Raw genomic sequence first — 19480 nt, forward strand, 5'->3', positions numbered from 1 at the left:
TCCATAAATTCCTTGACCCCGCACATAAATAGTGTTAGAAAACCACACTACAAATAATAACTAAATTAGTACTGTATGTACTGCTTATGTGCGGGGTTGACTAATTACCTTTTACATAAAATGAGCTTGTAATCTCTAACGGGATGAATGAGAAGATTTAACCTATGTCTACTATTAATGCGACCGAGATAAAGAAGGGGATGATCATTAAGTTCAATAATGACCTTTACGAGGTGGCGGACTATGACCACGTCACGCCCGGCAACTGGCGGGCCATGATGCAGGTCAAGATGCGCAGTGTCAAGACCGGCTCCACCCTTGAATACCGTTTCCGTTCGGTGGACAAAGTAGAACAGTTATCCGTGGAAGTAAAGCCGGCAGATTATCTTTACCAAAAAGGGAATTTCTTCGTATTTATGAGCACTGAGAACTACGAAGAGATTTCCATTGCCCTGGATGTCATTAAGGAAAAAGCCAAGTATATGAAAGAGAACCAGTCCGTGATGCTGGTTTATTGCGACGGCGGGCTGATTGATGTCCAGTTGCCGGTAACGGTTGACCTGAAAATCACCGAGACTACGCCGCCTTTGAAGACCGCCACGATTACCAATGTTTCCAAACCCGCCACCCTGGAAACAGGACTGGTGGCTCAGGTACCGGCATTTATCGAGCAGGGGGAAACCATCCGCATTGATACGCGCGACGGGCGCTACGTGGAACGCGTTAAAGTGGAATAAGGTCTCTGCACTTTCTGTATGAAACCATTAACTGTCTTCAAATTGGGCCCTACTGCCTATGATGAGGCGCTTTCTTTCCAGTTCGAACTGGTGGAAAGGGTTCGGGAGTCAAAAGGCAAGAATTCATTCCTGATGCTTCTGGAACACCAGCCGGTTATCACCAAGGGCAAGAATGCCAACGGCAATAATATCCTGGCCTCTCCTGAGGCGCTTAAGAGAAAAGGCATCTCGGTAAAACAGATTGACCGGGGCGGCGATGTGACATATCACGGCCCGGGACAGCTGGTCGGCTATCCGATAATACAATTAGCATACCACAAGAAAACGCTCCGGGAATATGTCCGCCTGCTCGAGCAGACCCTGATTAAAACCCTGGCTGGTTTCGGCATAGATGCCCAGACCAATGATAACAGCTCGGCCGGCGTCTGGGTCGGTGATTCCAAAATCGGATTCATCGGCATGCGGGTTTCCAAAGGCGTCACTTATCATGGGTTTTCGTTTAATGTCAATAACACTCTCGATGCCTTTGAACTGATTAATCCCTGCGGTATGAAAAACCCCCAGATTACCTCGTTGGCCAAACTGCTTAATAAACCGGTGTCAATCAGTGAGGTGACTGCCAAATATCTTGAGGCGTTCCGGGAATTATTTAATGTCGGGATAACCGAGGTCAAGACCCATCTATCGTATATACCCAAAGAAATACCGTCATAAAATTATGTTGCCGTCCTGGTTAAAACAGAATAAACCATCGCTGGGCAAATCCATGGCAATTAATAATATCATCAAGAGTCATGGTCTTCATACGGTCTGCCAGAGCGCCAAATGCCCCAATATCTTCGAATGCTTTGCCAAAGGCACGGCTACCTTTATGATTCTGGGCGATGCCTGCACCAGGCACTGCCGGTTCTGCTCGGTCAAGAAACAAGCGCCTCTGCCGTTGGCTTCCAATGAAGCGAAGGAAGTGGCGGATGCCTGTTGCAAGATGAAACTAAAACATGTCGTGATTACTTCGGTTACCCGCGATGATTTGCCGGACGGCGGGGCAGGCGTATTCTATGATACGATTATGGAAGTGCGTAAGACGTCTCCTGGAGTGGCTATTGAGGTCCTGACTCCGGATTTCCAGGGTAATCAAACAAGCATCCGCCAGGTTGTCTCAGCCCAACCCGATATATTTAATCACAATATCGAAACCGTGCCCCGGCTTTACTCCGAGATTAGACCCGAAGCGGATTATCAGCGCTCATTAAAACTGCTGGCCTATGTTAAGGAGTTAAACCCGGCCATGCGGACCAAGTCAGGCCTGATGTTGGGATTAGGAGAAAGAGAAGACGAGGTGCTGTCGGTGCTCAAAGACCTGAGGGTCGTGGATTGCGATATGGTTACCATCGGTCAATACCTGCGCCCGTCATTAAGCGCCGGAACCGTGGAGGTGGCCAGATTCGTCCCGCCCGAGGAATTCGAGGCATACCGCGCCAAGGCATCAGAGATGGGTTTTAAGGCCGTGGCCTCGGGTCCTTTTGTTCGCTCGTCATACATGGCTGCGGAGTTGTACGGAGTTCGCTAGCGCGGTCACTGCGGTGTTCCGATAATTTCGGGGAAGAATTAGGATTAACCCCTCGACTTCGCTCGGGATAAGACATTGTAACGTTCTCCCGCCCCAAAGGGACGGCATAACTAACAATCTCTAAAGTTTAGCCGCTAAACAACCGAGAGTCATATAATGGGTTTTTTCTTTTATCTTATCGGATTTCTTGCCATTGGAGTGTTTTTTGTTATGCTTTGGAAAACCAGGTCCCGGAAAGAGGCCATGAGGCAAGAAGACGAGTGGATGCAGAGTTTGCCTCCTGAAGAGTGGGGTAGTAGTGAACATGAAGAAGAAGACGAAGAAAAAGATAGCTAAGGCTTCTGGTGCAGGCGCTAAGGCCAAACCGGCCACCAAGATTAAGTTCAAGTCGCCAGTTGATGCCTCTGGCGCCCCTGAAGCAAAATCAGAACCGGTAGCTAAGGTCAAAAAAGCCAAGGTGGTGTTGCCGGCAACGAAAGGTAAGTCACTGGTGATTGTCGAATCGCCGGCCAAAATCAAAACCATCAGCAAGATTCTGGGCAGCGATTATGTCATCACCTCGTCTTACGGCCATATCCGTGACCTGCCCAAGAGCAAGCTCGGCATAGATATCGAGGACAATTTCAAGCCCGGCTATATCATCATGCGCAAGCAGATAAAGAATGTCAACGCGCTGAAAAAGATGGCGGCCGCGTCCAATGGCGTGTATCTGGCCACTGATCCGGACCGGGAAGGCGAGGCCATTGCCTGGCACCTGTCCGAGATTCTGGGCATGCCGCCAGATAAGTTCTGGCGGGTGAGTTTTGACGAGATTACCGCGCCGGCCGTTAAGGAGGCGTTCAGCCATCCCCGTAAGATTTCCATAACCCTGGTCAATGCCCAGCAGACCCGGCGTTTCCTGGACCGGATTATGGGCTATAAATTATCACCGCTCCTCTGGGACAAGATAACCCGGGGCCTGTCAGCCGGCCGGGTCCAGTCCGTGGCGCTTCGGCTGGTGGTGGAACGGGAAAGGGCCATCCGGTCATTCAAGCCCCAGGAGCACTGGAAAATAACGGCTGACCTGTCCCACGCGATGCCGCATGGCTGTCGCGCCCATCAGGGCAAGGACATATTTAACGCGACACTTTACAAACTTAACGACTCCAATGTCGGCAGTCCGATGGACGGCAGCGCCAATATCTGGATTGGCTCGGAAACCGAATCCAAGAAACTGGTCGAGCGCCTCGGGAAAAGCGATTTCAAGGTGCTGGGTATAACCGAACGCGAAAGCAACCAGTATCCGGCGCCGCCGTTTATCACCAGCACGCTCCAGCAGACCGCGTCCATCAAGCTCAATTTCAGCCCGCGCAAGACCATGATGATTGCCCAGCAATTATATGAAGGCGTGGAACTGCCGGAAGGCCCGGCCGGCCTGATTACCTATATGCGCACCGACTCGGTCCGGGTCAGCGAGGTGGCTATCAAGGAATGCCGGAGTTTTATCGCTAAGCACTTCGGAGAGGGGTTGCTTAATCCGGAAGCCCGGCATTACAAGCCCAGCAAACAGTCCCAGCAGGCGCACGAGGCCATCCGGCCGACCTATCCGGCCAAGATGCCGGATGATATCGCCCAATACCTGACCAGAGACCAGTATAAACTCTACACCCTTATCTGGAAACGGTTCACGGCCACCCAGATGAAACCGGCGGCCTGGAAGAGCAAATCAGTGGAGATTGAATCGCAGTTGGCGCCAGCACTGGAACTGGAGGTCTTCTCCAATGACAAGCGGCACAAGCTCATCGCCGAAAAGATACTCGCCTCAGTTGGGTCCGGCCAGAACGGGGCAGTGCTGGAAAAAATCATAACCATATTAAGCCGGAACAAGCAGGACGATGAGACGGCCCGGAAAATCATTGAAGCCCTGGGGCAGAATGTGGAAGACAAGGCATTAACCGCCCGGATAATCGGCATCATGGATGAAACCGTGGACGGTGCTCTGATACTTGAGAAGATGAACGTAGCCAGATGCCTTTGGAGCGCCAATGAACGCCGGCTGGTGGCTCCGGGATTTATGACCCTCTATAATCCCGAGGAGCAGTTATTGCCCGGCTTAAAAGAATCCGGCAAGCTGGACGTAGCGCAAATCATCCCGGCCCAGTCGTTTACCGAACCGCCGCCTTATTACAACGAGGCATCGCTGGTCAAGGTCCTGGAAAAATACGGCATCGGCCGCCCGTCCACCTACGCGCCGATTATTGCCACCATCCAGGACCGGGGCTATGTCATCAAGCGGGCCCGGCAGTTGACGCCGACTGATTTAGGCCTGCTGGTCAACGACAAACTCGTGCCGTTCTTTGAGGATATCATCAATACCCAGTTCACGGCCCGGATAGAAGAGGAACTGGATTTGATTGAGGAAGGCCAGAAGGAATTGGTCCCGACATTAAAGGAATTCTACGCGCCGTTTGCCAAGGACTTGGAAAAGGCCCAGGCCGAGATGACCAGCGAAAAGGGCAAGGAGAGCGGCGGGAAATGCCCACTGTGCAATAGTCCGATTGTCGAACGCTGGTCCCGGTTCGGCAAATTCCTATCCTGTTCGGCATTCCCGGAATGCCGGCATACCGCATCGCTCAAGCCAAAGGCTGAGCCGGAAAAGACCGACCAGGTCTGCGAAAAATGCGGCAAGCCCATGGTCATCCGGTTCAACCGCCGGCGCAGAACCCGGTTCATCGCCTGCTCCGGATATCCGGACTGCAAAAACGCCAAGCCGTTCAAGAAACCCGGTGAAGAGGCAGAAGCGGCCCCGGAGCCGGCCCGGAAACAAAGCCCGTCGGTTGAAGAGACCGAAGCCAACGGCACTTCAGCAGAAGAGACAGCCGCTAACTAACGACCTTACCCCTAAAGACATTCCGATTGACAATTCTTGCCCGGCAAAGGCCAAAATGGTAGGATGGAATAAATGGGTCTTCCGGGAATTCCACTGGTTTCGGAAGGAGTAAATTATGAATAATGAACTTGTGCCGGTTACAAAAATAGCCGTTTTTCGCGGCCGGAAAATACGCAAAACCATCCACAAAAACGAATGGTGGTTTTCTATAGAAGATGTAGTTCGGGTCCTTACAGATTCATTACAACCAGCCGGATATATTAAGGATATGCGGCGCCGGGACCCGGAGATAGCCAAAGGGTGGGGGCAAATTGCCACCCCCCTTTTGATTCAAACAGCCGGCGGTCCGCAAAAGGTGAATTGCGCTAATACCGAAGGCATGTTCCGTATTATCCAGTCCATTCCCTCGCCCAAAGCCGAGCCGTTCAAACGCTGGCTGGCTAAGGTGGGCTACGAGCGGGTCCGGGAGATAGAAGACCCGGAACTCGGCACCAAACGCACCCGGGCATTGTATAAAGCCAAGGGCTACAGCGATGACTGGATAGAAAAACGGATGCGCGGCATTGCCATCCGCGAGGAACTGACCGACGAATGGAAAAAGCACGGAGTTGAAAGGGACAAGGAATACGAGATTCTGACCGCGGAAATCTCCCAAGCGACATTCGGGCTTACCCCGAGCCAGTATAAGAAACTCAAAAACCTGAAGCGTCAAAACCTGCGCGACCATATGACCGACCTGGAACTGATTTTCTCTATGTTAGGCGAGGCGTCAACCACCCAGATTACCAAGGTGGAACATCCGGACGGATTTGTGGAAAACAAGAAAGTGGCCCGGCGGGGCGGCAATGTGTCCGGAATAGCCCGCAAGAAACTGGAGCAGGAAACCGGCGGCCGGGTGGTCAGTCCGCAAAACTATCTGGCAAATCAGCAGAATAAACGGCTAAAAGATAAGTAATGGCAAAACCCGGTGAAGAGGCAGAAGCGGCCCCGGAGCCGGCCCGGAAACAAAGCCCGTCAGTGGAAGAGACCGAAAGCAGCGACGAAGCTACTAACTAACGAATCAATTCCCACAACCAGTTAATTGCTGGACATTCCGGGCGGGATTTTCTAAGTTTAAGGCATAAAATCAACCTCTATCAATAAAGAATTAGTGTATCCCCGGAATTAGAATTCGTATGAATTTTCTGCGTAAAATATTTAAGAAGAAAGCGCAGGTTGATCCTGCCAATGATCCTAACATGGTAAAGGCCTATGATGGATATGGTCGGGAAATATTTATCTCCAAACAGCAATGGAAGGACAAGGTACTCCTGAAGAATCTAGAGGAGAAACGCAACAATCCTAATCAGCTTTATGATTGGCTTTTCTTGGCACTGAAAGATGGATTTGTGCAAGATATTGTTCCTTATGCCGAGCATTTATGGCGCACTGACCCTATTCCATCCAGGGGAGCCGCAGTACTCGGTATTGTCTATATGAAGAATAACCGCTTGGATGAGGCGGAACGAGTATTAAATGATTTCCTGTCAGCACATGGCGATAATGGGGTTGTTCTGACTAACTTGGCAAAGGTATACGATAAACGGGGGGATAAAGCAAAAGCCGAATCAATTCTTTGGCATGCCTTGGAGGTTGACCCTAATCAGGAAAATGGGCTTGCTTGGTATATTGCAATTCAGAGTGAGCGGGGAGGCGAAGCGTCGGTACTCGATGCCTATCATCATATCGCCGCTTGGCCCAAAAGCTGGAGGGTCCAGCTTTGGTTGGCGCGTGAGGCGCTTGCACGCAAAGATTTGCCAGCTGCGGAGGCATTTTACGCGGAAGTATTTGCCAGGGCTGAGCGTCCGGTTCCCGATTATGTCCTTACACAAATAAGTGGAGACTTAGGTAAGAACGGATATCTGGCAGAGATGTTTCGTCTGGTCGAGCCTCATTTTGACCCGGCTATTCACGGCTTTAATGTTGGAAATAATCTTATAATGGCCAATCGTGAACTTGGTCGCACAGATATTGCCCGGCGTATTCTAAATCAGCTTTATGCCCAGAAACGTCCTGATTGGCAGCATGCGTTAAAGTACTGGGACACTGAACTTGCCAAAGACGAAGTAGCGCGCAAGGCGCAACAAAACCCCGGACAATCTATTGTTTTCATTTCAACAGAAGGTCCGTTATGGGCAAGTAAGGAATCCCCATTTGCAGTTCTCATGCCGGCTAAATCTGGTAACACACCGCAGATTGCCGTTTTGGGAAGCATGGCCTTGTTTTCGGAGTTATCCAAAAAGCCTGTGCCTCAACTCAGCGATGCTCCGGGCCGTATCAGCCGGATTGTTGCTCTTTTTCTGGCTGAAAAAATCCACCTTCAAACCGATGCGGTTGGTATAGCTTTAACTCCTTGGGCGCAAAAACTAGGGTTTGCTGTTTTTGGTAATCCCTACGGCGACAAGGATCTCTGTGAAGTTGCATGTAAGAGTGTGAAAGTTCCGCATTTTATCGTTGCTGTCAATTTTGATGCTACCCAGTTAAAATGGAAAATGATACTACGCTTATTGAGGGTGAGTGATTGTGTGCGTGTTGCAGAAGAACAGATTGAAGCCGATCCGCTGAATCCCGGACCAGCTATTGAGCTTTTAGCTCAAACGCTTCAACAGTTGCTTGCTAAATACGCCGGGGTGCATATTACGGCACATCCGCAATGGTACCAGAATCTATCCGGACCGGATTTATCTGACTATCTTCTGCGGCTTGAGCAACAACTTGCAGTAATATGTAAAAATCTCGATTTCCTCGAAGGAGGAGGTTTGTTCGGGGAACATGAAATCATTGATGGTGTTTTGCAACTCTGTCTAAGTCAGCCGGCAAGCCAATTGGTTAGAATGGTTCTGGCCCAAACGCTCCGGCAGATGAGCAAATTGCACCCGGAACTTATTTCCGAATATAAAGATAAGATTAATTTACTCCAACGGACTCATCTTCTGACAGGAGAAGTTGGCGAATTGATTAATAAAGCCATTAATCAGACAATGACACGGACGGCTTAGTGATACGACTTTCTAGTCCAGGGACACAACAAATTATCCTCCATCCTTACAGCGACCATAGAGTATCCCCTAAGCGGGGGCGGTCTATCCCCTAAGCGGGGATGGGCTATCCCCTAAGCGGGGAGGGGCTATCCCCTAAGCGGGGACGGGCTATCCTCTAAGCGGGGAGGGACTACCCCCTAAGCGAGGGTGGACTATCCCCTAAGCTGGGAGGGGCTACCCCCTAAGCGGGGTGGGGCTACCCCCTAAGCGGGGATGGGCTATCCCCTAAGCGAGGTGGGGCTATCCCCTATGCGAGGTAGGGCTATCCCCTAAGCGAGGTGGGACTATTCCCTAAGCCGGGACGGGCTATCCCCTAAGCGGGGACGGACTATCCCCTAAGCCGGGAGGGGCTACCCCCTAAGCGGGGATGGGCTATCCCCTATGCGAGGATGGGGTATCACGGGTGCGGGGATGGGGGGAGGGGGGAGGGGGGATACCCCACCCCCCACCGTCTGAACCGGTTTTTGAGATAATAACTTTATGGATAAATGGTTACGCCAAAACCCGAGTGATTTTGGTAGCAGATTTCAGCCCGGATTACTTATTTAACGAGACATTAGACGACTTTTGGGGGTCGATATTGGCCTTTTGTTCTATGTCCCGCCAGAAGATAGGGCCAATGCGGCTGCGCCTAAGAGGCCGGCATCCTCGCCTAATTTGGCCGGGACAATCAGGGGCTTGCGATAGGGGTGTTTCATTATACTTGCCTTGACTACCTGACGCAGGGGTTTGAACAGAATCTCACCGGCCTGAGCCACTCCGCCGCCGATTACCACCATCTCCGGGTCAAAGATGTTAATCAGCGATGCGCAGGCCAGACCGAGATAATGGGCGGTGTCTTGAACAACTTCGCGGGCGAGTTTGTCGCCTTTTCTGGCTTTGTCAAATATTGTTTTAGCAGTAATGTCGTGCGTCTTGCGTCCTACGTCTTGCGTCCGGACGCCCAACGCATAACGCCCAACGCATAACGCATAGCGTTCTACAATGGCCGGTGCGCTGACCAGCGCTTCCAGATGCCCGGGTTTCCCGCAACTGCAGTCCGGGCCATTGGGGTCTACGTTCATATGCCCGATTTCAGCGGCATAGAAATGCGAGCCGCGATATATCTGGTTGTCAATGATAATCCCGCCGCCTACGCCGGTGCCTAAGGTCAGGCAGATGAGATTCGTTGCTTTCTTCCCAGCGCCCCAGCATTTCTCACCCCAGCCGGCCAAATTGGCATCGTTGTCTATGAAGACGGGTATTTTGAGCGCCTTCTCAAGCTCCTGTTTTACCTTCGTGCCTTTCCAGCCAATCAGATTGGGGGAGTCAGCCAGGATAATGCCTCTTTCAGCGTCAATAGAGCCGGGACAGGCGAGGCCGACACCGCGAACGGAATGACGAATGACGAATGACGAATGACGAATAACTTGATTGACTAATTGGGCAATGAGCCGGATGCCTTGTTTGCCATTGGGTGCTTTCGAGAAAGAGACCTTTTTCCTGGCCTTGATATGGCCGTTTTGGTCCACCAGCGCCGCGGTGATGTGGCTGCCGCCTAAATCGATACCAATAGCAAATTTGGTCATAAGATGTATATAGTAAAATCCCCCTTAATCCCCCTTTTGCAAAGGGGGAAGGGGGATTAGAGCAAATAGTCCTATAACCTTAAGTGCCAACCGTCTCAAGGTCAGGTTTTTTGTCGCCCTGATTACACTTCTTGAGCAGTTTTTCCCATTCCTTATCCACATTGGCCTGGAGTTTGTTGATAAGCTCCTGGTTCGGTCCGCTCCGGTGGGTGCTCCCGGTCTCTGCGGAGTTCCCGCCCTTGGCGAAGATGTGCTTGAACCGGCCCTGGGGCTTGAGCCATTCGGTGATGGGTTTCTTTTCCTTGGGGATATAATTGAGTTTGTATTCCCCGTTTTCCACTTCATAAAGCGGCCAGTAGCAGGTATCAGCCGCAATCCGGGCCAGGTTGATGGAGTCCTTCATCTCGTTTCGCCAGCCCCGGTGGCAGGGCGAGAGGATATTCAGGAAGCTCGGGCCGTCAGCGGCCAGTGCCTTTTTGACCTTGGTCATCAGGTCGCGCCAATGGGCCGGCGTGGTCTGGGCCAGGTAGGGGATATTATGGGCTGCCACGATGCCGGTCAGGTCCTTGCGGAAGACCGGTTTGCCGTAACTGGCCGAGCCGGCCGGGGTAGTGGTGGTGGAAGCGCCCATTGGGGTGGCGCCGGAGCGCTGGATGCCGGTATTCATATAGGCCTCGTTGTTGTAGCAGACATAGAGGAACTTGTGGCCGCGTTCCAATGCGCCGGAAAGCGCCTGCAAGCCGATATCAAAGGTCCCGCCGTCGCCGCCCACGGCGATGAATTTAATGGTCTTGGTAACCTTGCCCTGGCGTTTGAGCGACTGGTAAGCGGCCTCGATGCCGGAGATGGTCGCGGCCGAATTCTCGAAGGCGCTGTGAATCCAGTTGCATTTCCAGGCCGTATACGGATAGGTGGCGGTGGCCACATAGAGACAGCCGGTAGCCACGGACATAACCACCGGGTCTTCGGCGGCCATCAATATCTGGCGGAAGGTGGTTCCGGCGCCGCAACCGGCGCAAAGCCGGTGTCCGGAGACGAATGTTTCTTCCTTCTTGGATAATTCTTTTAAACTTAGTGCCATAAAATTCCTTTCTTACTTAATTTTTGCGAAACGCCCCTTCCGTCATTCCCGTGTAAACGGGAATCCAGTAATCACATGGGGTCTGGATTCCTGCTTTCGCAGGAATGACATAAAAGGGAAATTATTCTCTTACCGTTAAATAGTCAAACACCTTATCAACCTTGCCGGCCTTGGCCACATCAAACAATTTCTGGAATACCTTGTTGATGTCTTCCAGCCGGATATCGCGTCCGCCGATTCCATAGATGTAATTAATCATCAGGGGCTGTTTGGGCAGTCCGTACATGGCAGACCTGACCTCGGTAAAGGTCGGGGTGCCGCCGGCGCCGAAGGCATCGACCCGGTCCATAACCGCGATGGCCTTGAGATGTTTCAGCGCGTTCTTGATTTCCTCTGCCGGGAACGGCCTGAAGATGCGGGGCTTGAGCAGCCCGACCTTGACGCCCTTGGCCCGGAGTTCATTGACCACCATCTTGGCCACGCCGGCCGCGGAATTGATGATGACCAGCGCGTATTCGGCGTCATCCAATTTGTAGGATTCGAACAGCCCGTATTTCCGGCCGGACATCTTGGCGAATTCCTCGGCCACCTCAAGTATCTTGGCCTTGCTGTTTATAATCGCCTCGGAATGCTGGCGTTTGTGTTCGGTATAATAATCCTGCAGGGCGCAGGCGCCGATAGTCACCGGGTTATCCACATCCAGCAGTGAATTTATGGCTTTGAACTCGCCCACGAATTTCCTGACCGCCTCGTCATCGAGCAGGTCAACCCGTTCCACGGAATGGGTGGTGATGAATCCGTCCATCGAGACCATGACCGGCAGGCGGATGTCCATATCTTCGCCGATGCGGACGGCCTGGATGAGGTTGTCATACATCTCCTGGGCGTTTTCGGAGTATATTTGGATCCAGCCGGAATCGCGTCCGCCCATGGTATCATCGTGCCCGCAGTGGATATTTAGCGGCGCGCTTAAGGAGCGGTTGGCTACATACATTATCACCGGTGTGCGCAGTCCGGCGGCGATGGGCAGCATCTCCCACATCAGGGCGAATCCGGCTGATGAGGTGGCGGTCATGGTCCGGGCGCCGGCGGCTGAAGAGCCGATACAGGCGCTCATGGAACTATGCTCGCTTTCCACCGGCACGTATTGGGTCTTGACCAGTCCGTTGGCCACGAACTCGGCGAATTCCTCCACGGCCTCGGTCTGGGGCGTAATCGGATAGGCGGCCACCACGTCCGGATTAATCTGGCGCATGGCCTCGGATACCGCGTTGTTTCCGGTCATTGCAGCTATTCGGTTCGCTCCGGTAGGTGCTCCCGGTCTCTGCGGAGTTCTGGCGTTTTTGTTGTCTGTCATCTTAACGTCCCTTCTATAAGATACTTACTTTTTTTACCGCGTCATTCCCGCCCCGTGTTTGTCATTCCCGCGAAAGCGGGAATCCACGGGATAAACTCCAGCGGGAATCTATACTTCTGGATTCCTGCCTACGCAGGAATGACAGAGAGTGAATAGTTACTTCTTATCCTCCACCATCTGGATGGCCTTGACTTTATCCGGGCATTCCTCGGCGCAGATGCCGCAACCCTTGCAGTATTTCAGGTCAAACTCGGCAATCTTGCCGTCCTTGACCTTGATGCAGCCATCCGGGCAGTAAATCCAGCAGAGCAGGCAGTTGGTGCATTTCTTGTTATCGTGCACCGGCTTGAGGTTGCGCCAGCCGCCGGTTTCATACTGCATACTACAGCCCGGGTCTTTGATAATTGAGCCGATAGGCATCTCGTGGCGATTCATTGTCTTCTTTGCCATATTATTAATCTCCTTTTTAGAGCCAGTTAGGAACAGAGTGACTTACTGGGTCTTATCCCGGCAGTTTTTGCCGGGACACCTCATTATTCCTTTACTTCTGCGAAACCCTTTTTAATAGAGTTCAGGTTGCCCTCGACCACCTTGGCGGCGAATTTCTCGCCGAATGAATGTTTGATATCAGCCAGCAGACCGTCCAGCGAAACCACGTTGGTGGTCTTGACGATAGCGCCCATTATCGGCGTATTGGGCATGGTCCGGCCCAGTTCTGCGATGGAGATGCCGGTGGCGTCCACGGTATAGATTTTATTGCCGTCCATCTTAAGTTTAGCGCGAAGTTCGGCCGGTGTCTTGGTGGTATTGACGATGATAATTCCGCCTTTATTAAGGCCTTCGGCCACGTTGACCGTATCCAGCAGCGAATCATCCAGCACCACCACCACATCCGGGTTGACCACGGAGCAGTAGAGCGAGAAATTATCCTGGCTGACCCGGTTATAGGCGCGCATCGGAGCGCCCATCCGTTCCGGCCCGAACTCCGGCATGCCCTGGGCGTATTTGCCTTCGGTAATGGCGATTCTGGCCAGGGTCCGGGCGGCTAACATCGCTCCTTGCCCGCCCCGGGCGTGCCATCTGATTTCTGTTATTTTAGACATGTTTAGCGCTCCATTCTATTTCGTCTAAATGTCATTGCGAGTATAGTCCCTCGCAATGACAGAAAGAGGGTCTTTCAATAATCTCCTACACCAAATATTCTAACATCTTGGCCAGTTCTGCCTTCATATTCTTGCGGTCGATGACCCGGTCCACCAAACCGTGCTGGAGCATAAATTCCGAGGTTTGGAAACCCTCGGGCAGTTCCTTGCCGATGGTTTGGGCAATGACTCTCGGACCGGTGAATCCGATAAGCGCCCTGGGTTCGGCCAGGATGATATCGCCCAATCCGGCGAAACTGGCCATCACGCCGGCCATGGTCGGATTGGTTAATATTGAGATATAAGCCACGCCGGCATCGTGCAAACGGGCCAGGGCAGCCGAGGTCTTGGCCATCTGCATCAGGGAGATGCAACCCTCATACATCCGGGCGCCGCCGCCGGAGCCGGATACGAATATAAACGGAATCTTGAGTTCCATGGACTTTTCCGCGGCCCGGGCGAATTTCTCGCCTACCACCGAGCCCATCGAACCCATAATAAAACGGGAATCGGTCACGCCGAACATCACGTCTATGCCGTTGATTTTACCCTTGCCGACTATAACCGCGTCATTCATGCCCGTGGCCTTCTGGTCTTCGGCAACCTTATCCTTATAGGTGGACAGGGCCTTAAAACCGAGCGGGTCTTTGGAAACCATATCAGTCCAGTATTCCTCAAAGCTTCCCTTATCCATGGTTAGGGCGACGCGTTCCCGGGCGGTGATGGAGAAATGGTAATGGCATTCCGGGCAGACATTGAGCAGTTCCTTGACCTCGTTCTTGCGGACCAGGTTCTTGCAACCATCGCACTTGGTCCACTGGCCGTCCGGCATCTCCTTCTGGCGCTGGAGCACGAACTTCTTAAGGTTTCCCCATCCTTCAGACATAGTTAGTGTTCTCCTTTATTGGTAAATTAATTTATGTAGTGTATCAAACACCAATGACCGGGTCAAGAGAAATCCTGATAAATAATTACTTGACCCTGGCAGGACGGGCTGATATATAAAGGGCTAATATGCCAAAAAAGCCAAATGTTAGATTTGTCAGTTTGGGATGTCCCAAGAATCTGGTGGATTCTGAGGTGATGTTAGGCCATTTGACCGGCGCCGGTTATCGGATATGTCCGGACAACCAGTTAAATCAGGCCCAAAGCGACCTGTTTATGGTCAATACCTGTTGTTTTATCAACGAGGCCGAGCAGGAGTCGCGGGATATCATTGGACAGGCCATAGATATCAGGGATAAATTCCGCAAAGCGCATCCGGGCCGGAGCGGTTATAAGATAGTGGTCAGCGGATGCCTGGCCCAGCGGTATGCCGACCGTTTGAATAATGATTTTAAAGGACAGATTGACGGCATTATCGGGATATCCGAACGGGATAAGGTTATTGACCTATGCGATGGTTTGGTGAATAATGGGCATAGTAAAAATACCGTGTACCGGGCTAAGCCCAATACCGGATGCCGGACCGATGGTCAACGTCTGAGAATCACGCCGGCGCATTATGCCTATCTGCGGATAGCCGAGGGGTGCGACAACCGATGCAGTTATTGCGTGATTCCGGCGTTGCACGGCGCGTATCGCAGTAAGCCACTGGATAAGGTGATAGCCGAGGCATCATCATTGGTAGCAGGCGGGGCCATGGAGATTAATCTGATTGCCCAGGACATTTCTTCTTACGGCAAGGACATCGGCAGTTCCCTGCCAAAGTTGCTTGAGAAACTGTCCGGCATCAAAGGCCTAAAATGGATTCGGCTGTTATATACCCATCCGGCCCATTTTACGGATGAATTGATATATGCCATACGCGATATTGACAAGGTGGTCAAATATGTGGATCTGCCGATTCAGCATATCAGCGACCGGATGCTGGCCTCAATGGGTCGGCACACAACCTCAGCCCGGGTCAGGCGCCTGATAGACAAAATCAGGCAGGAGATACCGGGCGTATTCATCAGGACCTCGGTGATTGTCGGGTTTCCGGGCGAGACCGCCCAGGATTTCCGGGAACTGATGAACTTTATCAAGGATACGGAATTTGAACGGCTGGGGGCATTTGAATATTCTCGGGAAAAGGATACCTTGGCCTATAAGATGGCGCATCAGGTTCCGGCTAAGATTAAAAAGCAGCGGCTGGACAAGGTGATGTTATTACAGCAGGGCATTGCCTTCAGGCAGAATCAGGCGCTCAAGGGTAAATTAATGGATGCTATTATTGATAAGTCCGGTAAGAACGGGTTTTATTTAGGGCGGATTTATGGAGACGCGCCTGACGTGGATGGTAATATTATTATCAAGCCAAAAACTAAACTTTCAGCCGGGGATATTGTAAATATTAAAGTCACCGGCAGTAAAGGTTATGATCTTAAAGGAGAATTAGCAGATGAACATACCAAATAAGATTACGGTATCGCGGTTGGTGCTGGCTATAATTTATTTTATCCTGCTCTATCTGGCCGGCCTGGATACGATACCCGAGAAGTTTGACAAGGCCATATTCTACGCCGGGATGGTGGTTTTTAGCGTTGCGGCCCTGACCGATGTTTTGGACGGCTACCTGGCCCGGCGTTACAATATTGTGACCAAGTTCGGCCGGATAGCCGACCCGTTCGTGGATAAGGTCCTGATTTGCGGCTCGTTTATATTCTTCGTGAGCTGGCCGTCGCTGAAGCCGTTTATCAGCAGCTGGATGGTGCTGGTGATTGTCTTCAGGGAATTCCTGGTGCACGGCCTGAGGACCATTGCCGAGTCCAAGGGTATATCTTTCGGCAGCACTGTCTGGGGCAAGCAGAAGACCTTTACCCAGTGCATCACCGTTATCTGGACGCTGTTCTACCTGGTCTATATGAGATATACCGAGGGACAATGGTGGAGCGCGGTGCTGTTGAAGTCCCTGGTCTGGCTGACTCTGTTCTCCACGGTTTTTTCCGCCCTGACTTATTTTTATAAGATAAGAAAGATGCTCAGGGAAGTAGTGGATGAATAAGCTGTTAGTTATTATCGGGAGCGGGGGAGTGGGGTACAAATTGCCCCTGATGCAGGGTACAGTCGGCACCCTGGAGGCCGTGGTTTTGTATCTGGCGGTATTAAATTGGGCGCCGAAACAGGTTAATCTCTGGGCCTACGGTTTCATTGTTCTGTTTACGGTTTTGAGCTTGGCTTTGGGCGGTCTGGCTGAAGAGTATTTTAAGGCCAGAGACCCGCGTCCCTTTGTGCTGGATGAATTAGCAGGATTTTTCTGCGCGGTAATATTTTTACCGGCCACATATTTTTATATAATATGCGCGTTTATCCTGTTCCGGATATTTGATGTCTGGAAACCTTTCCCGGTCAGGAGATTGCAGGATTTGCCGGCCGGGGTGGGCATCGTGGCTGATGATTTATGGGCCGGTTTTTATGCTAATATCTGTTGCCAGATAATCAGGTATTTGATTTAATATTACGTATGCAAAAAGGTAAACCAACATCGTCTTCGGTTAGTGGCGCTTCCGGCATCAATAAGCCTGGTAGTGCTTCCAAGGTTGTTCGTCCGGGCCGGCCGGACAGTCGACCGGGCGGACCTTCAGGCAAATCTTCCAAGATAATGCCGGTTCCGGCTAATCTTGCCCCGGCCCAGAATGACAAGGCTACACCCGCCACGCATAAGGGGATATCATTGGGTATCAAATATGCCTTGCTGACCGCCCTGACCGTTAGTTTGGCCGTGATTTTACTGGTGGTTATCTATAATAATTTTTCCAGCAAAGTGATAGATGAGAATATTACCGAACAAGGTGTTAGATTCGTTCAATGGGCTGCCACCTTTAAGCCTTCCTATTGGAAATCAGCTGATAAAGACACCATAGAACTCCTGGCATCCAAAAAAGGTGATGCGATGGGTCTTAATGTGCCGAATATTTTAAATCTGGTGATTACCGATTTGGATAAGCGCCCACTGGCCGGGATAGACCAAAGCGAGACTACTTTGAGGAATCCTAAGAAATTGCCATTGGTGACATCAGAGACTATCACGCTAATGGAAGGCGAATACCAGGATAAAATAACCGGACGCTGGGTTCGGACCAGGTTGTTCATAAAGAAGATTGTTGATTCCGAACTGAAAGGCCAGGGTTATGTCATCCTGTTTCTTGATGCCAGAAAGATAGATGAGCAGTTGAGTAAGATACTGGCGGCGTCTATATTCCCGGCAATACTGGCAATTATCATTGGCGGGATTATCGGGTTCTTTATGGCCCGCTGGGTAACCAGGCCGGTCCAGGTCCTGATGGAGGATATGGCCATCGTCAGCGCCGGTGACCTGACCCATAAAAGCCGGGTGGAGAGCACTGATGAAGTGGGTGTTCTGGCGTCGTCATTTGATAAGATGACCAATAGTTTAAAGGTGGCTCACCAGCGGGAACTCGAGAGCAAGGCATTGGAACATGAACTTAACATCGCCCGGGAAATCCAGTATAACCTTTTACCCAAGGAGATTCCGACCATTCCCGGGTACGATATCGCGGCCCGCTATTTCCCCTGTTTTGAGGTCAGCGGCGATTATTATGATATTATGCAGCTTGATAACGATAATCTGGGCATTATTGTGGCCGACGTTTCCGGTAAGGGCGTGCCGGCTTCGATGATTATGACCATGGCCCGGAGTCTGGTCCGGATGGAATCGGAACGGAATCTTTCCACAGCCGATACCCTGAAGAAGGTCAACCGCATCTTAGCCCGGGACCTCAGGCGCGGGATGTTTGTCACCGCCATGTATTGTATCCTGAATATCAAGACCGGAATGATTAAGGTTTCCAGCGCCGGACATAATCCGCTGGTGGTCTGGCGCAATGATCAGCAGCGCTATGAATTGTTCAACCCCAACGGTATTGCCCTGGGCTTTGACCGCGGGCCGGTCTTTGACCGGACCATCAAGGAGGAAACTATCATGATTAATCCGGGTGATTTGGTGGTGGGTTTTACGGACGGCGTTACCGAGTCAATGGATACGGACGATAACGAATTGGGCGGGGATAAATTTTATAAGTTAGTCGGCGAACTGCATCATCTGGAATCACAGCGTGTTATTGACAGCGTGATGAAATTCCTGAGTGATTTTAAGGGCAGCGCGCCCCAGCATGATGATATTACACTAGTTTGCGTCAAGCGGACGGCTATCCCGGCCGGAAATGTTCCGGTGACGGAAGGGCTGAAACCGCCGGACGCATAATCGGACGCCGGAGAAGCTGTTTTGAGTCAGCGAGATAGGAGAAAGAATGACAGACAATGTTAAAGACCGGTTGGTTATTAACAGTGAACTGAAGCATCTGAATTTAGCGCGGCATTTTATCGTCAGGACTATCAGGAAGGTTAACCTGGCCCCGAGCGACGAGAATAAGATAGTCCTGGCTACTGATGAGGCATTGAGCAATATTGTTGAGCATGCCTACGAGTTTAACAAGAGCGGGTATATTGATATCAATGTCGAGGTTACCCCCAAGCAGTTCCAGATTCGGATACTGAACGGAGGGCGGGATTTTGATCTGGAGAAGGTGAAAATTAAGGATATTATGGAGCACGTCAAACAGGGGAAGAGGAGGGGACTGGGTATTTTTCTGATGAGACGGATAATGGACGAGGTGAAATACTCATTCAAGAACGGGCAGAATCAATTAATTCTAATAAAATATTTGACAACTTCCGATAGATAATTAGATTGTTTGAGAAATAAGGAGGAATGAATGGCAGAAATCAAGATAGAAATGCAGAAATTACCCAACGGAGCTATTCTTGTTAAGCTTAAAGGTTTTCTGGATGCTTACACTTACGGCGAGTTCGAGCAAACGATAAATAATTTATTTAACCAGAAAATGTACAGGTTGATTGTGGATATGTCAGCGGTGGATTATATTTCCAGCGCCGGGGCCGGCGTTTTTATCGGTTCCATCGGCGTGGCTCAGGAAAATCAGGGTAATATCGTCATCGTCCGTCCCAAGCCGGCTGTTAAAGAGGTTTTTGACCTTCTGGGATTGTCGCAGATATTTACTATCGTTGAGAATATGGAATCCGCTCTGACCGCTCTGGCATAACAGGATTCTCA

18 protein-coding genes are annotated in these 19480 nt (G+C 51.2%); 12 read left to right on the plus strand and 6 right to left on the minus strand.

What is annotated here, in order from left to right:
* Window positions 1–164 precede the first annotated feature (164 nt).
* From efp to HZA49_06445, 6 genes are all read left to right on the plus strand, one after another.
* On the plus strand, window positions 165–737 hold the full coding sequence (gene efp / locus HZA49_06420) for an elongation factor P (GenBank protein MBI5779074.1): 573 nt from the start codon (window positions 165–167) through the stop codon (window positions 735–737).
* 18 nt (window positions 738–755) lie between these two features.
* Window positions 756–1451 (plus strand): lipoyl(octanoyl) transferase LipB, encoded by a 696-nt coding sequence (gene lipB / locus HZA49_06425; protein MBI5779075.1) that lies wholly within the window; start codon window positions 756–758, stop codon window positions 1449–1451.
* Window positions 1452–1455: 4 nt separating this feature from the next.
* Window positions 1456–2307 carry a lipoyl synthase gene (lipA, locus tag HZA49_06430; GenBank protein ID MBI5779076.1) on the plus strand — a complete coding sequence of 284 codons (852 nt, stop codon included), beginning with the start codon at window positions 1456–1458 and terminating at the stop codon, window positions 2305–2307.
* Between the two features lie 304 nt (window positions 2308–2611).
* Window positions 2612–5176, plus strand: coding sequence for a type I DNA topoisomerase (gene topA / locus HZA49_06435; protein MBI5779077.1), 2565 nt, complete (start codon window positions 2612–2614; stop codon window positions 5174–5176).
* A 115-nt stretch (window positions 5177–5291) separates the two neighbouring features.
* A complete protein-coding gene (locus HZA49_06440) occupies window positions 5292–6131 on the plus strand; it encodes a Bro-N domain-containing protein (GenBank protein ID MBI5779078.1) in 840 nt (279 codons plus the stop codon).
* A gap of 220 nt (window positions 6132–6351) precedes the next feature.
* Window positions 6352–8214 (plus strand): hypothetical protein, encoded by a 1863-nt coding sequence (locus HZA49_06445; protein ID MBI5779079.1) that lies wholly within the window; start codon window positions 6352–6354, stop codon window positions 8212–8214.
* 635 nt (window positions 8215–8849) lie between these two features.
* Here the strand turns inward: HZA49_06445 and HZA49_06450 are convergent.
* The 6 genes from HZA49_06450 to HZA49_06475 all read right to left on the minus strand — a co-directional run bounded on the left by HZA49_06450 (window position 8850) and on the right by HZA49_06475 (window position 14290).
* Window positions 8850–9824 carry an ROK family protein gene (locus HZA49_06450; protein ID MBI5779080.1) on the minus strand — a complete coding sequence of 325 codons (975 nt, stop codon included), beginning with the start codon at window positions 9822–9824 and terminating at the stop codon, window positions 8850–8852.
* A 79-nt stretch (window positions 9825–9903) separates the two neighbouring features.
* Window positions 9904–10905: a pyruvate ferredoxin oxidoreductase gene (locus HZA49_06455; protein MBI5779081.1), complete on the minus strand. Its 1002-nt coding sequence runs from the start codon at window positions 10903–10905 to the stop codon at window positions 9904–9906.
* Between the two features lie 121 nt (window positions 10906–11026).
* Window positions 11027–12190, minus strand: a complete 1164-nt coding sequence (porA, locus tag HZA49_06460) for a pyruvate ferredoxin oxidoreductase (protein ID MBI5779082.1) — start codon at window positions 12188–12190, stop codon at window positions 11027–11029.
* A 228-nt stretch (window positions 12191–12418) separates the two neighbouring features.
* Window positions 12419–12712, minus strand: coding sequence for a 4Fe-4S binding protein (locus HZA49_06465; protein MBI5779083.1), 294 nt, complete (start codon window positions 12710–12712; stop codon window positions 12419–12421).
* Window positions 12713–12795: 83 nt separating this feature from the next.
* The gene (locus HZA49_06470; GenBank protein ID MBI5779084.1) at window positions 12796–13365 is read right to left on the minus strand and encodes a 2-oxoacid:acceptor oxidoreductase family protein; all 570 of its coding nucleotides are present in this window, start codon (window positions 13363–13365) and stop codon (window positions 12796–12798) included.
* 85 nt (window positions 13366–13450) lie between these two features.
* Window positions 13451–14290: an acetyl-CoA carboxylase carboxyltransferase subunit beta gene (locus HZA49_06475; protein MBI5779085.1), complete on the minus strand. Its 840-nt coding sequence runs from the start codon at window positions 14288–14290 to the stop codon at window positions 13451–13453.
* A gap of 128 nt (window positions 14291–14418) precedes the next feature.
* Here HZA49_06475 and rimO point away from each other — a divergent pair, with 128 nt between their 5' ends.
* Genes rimO through HZA49_06505 form a run of 6 tightly spaced genes read left to right on the plus strand, consistent with a single transcriptional unit; the run spans window position 14419 to window position 19469 of the window.
* Complete coding sequence (gene rimO / locus HZA49_06480) at window positions 14419–15804, plus strand: 30S ribosomal protein S12 methylthiotransferase RimO (protein MBI5779086.1); 1386 nt, start codon at window positions 14419–14421, stop codon at window positions 15802–15804.
* A complete protein-coding gene (gene pgsA / locus HZA49_06485; GenBank protein MBI5779087.1) occupies window positions 15788–16390 on the plus strand; it encodes a CDP-diacylglycerol--glycerol-3-phosphate 3-phosphatidyltransferase in 603 nt (200 codons plus the stop codon). The genes rimO and pgsA overlap by 17 nt, the downstream gene beginning before the upstream one ends.
* A 28-nt stretch (window positions 16391–16418) precedes the next feature.
* The gene (locus HZA49_06490; protein MBI5779088.1) at window positions 16419–16841 is read left to right on the plus strand and encodes a phosphatidylglycerophosphatase A; all 423 of its coding nucleotides are present in this window, start codon (window positions 16419–16421) and stop codon (window positions 16839–16841) included.
* Window positions 16842–16849: 8 nt separating this feature from the next.
* Window positions 16850–18610 carry a SpoIIE family protein phosphatase gene (locus HZA49_06495; GenBank protein MBI5779089.1) on the plus strand — a complete coding sequence of 587 codons (1761 nt, stop codon included), beginning with the start codon at window positions 16850–16852 and terminating at the stop codon, window positions 18608–18610.
* Between the two features lie 46 nt (window positions 18611–18656).
* Window positions 18657–19091, plus strand: a complete 435-nt coding sequence (locus HZA49_06500; GenBank protein ID MBI5779090.1) for an ATP-binding protein — start codon at window positions 18657–18659, stop codon at window positions 19089–19091.
* Between the two features lie 30 nt (window positions 19092–19121).
* Window positions 19122–19469: an STAS domain-containing protein gene (locus HZA49_06505; protein MBI5779091.1), complete on the plus strand. Its 348-nt coding sequence runs from the start codon at window positions 19122–19124 to the stop codon at window positions 19467–19469.
* Window positions 19470–19480 lie beyond the last annotated feature (11 nt).

The organism is Planctomycetota bacterium (assembly GCA_016235865.1).
Taxonomy (GTDB): domain Bacteria; phylum Planctomycetota; class MHYJ01; order JACQXL01; family JACQXL01; genus JACRIK01.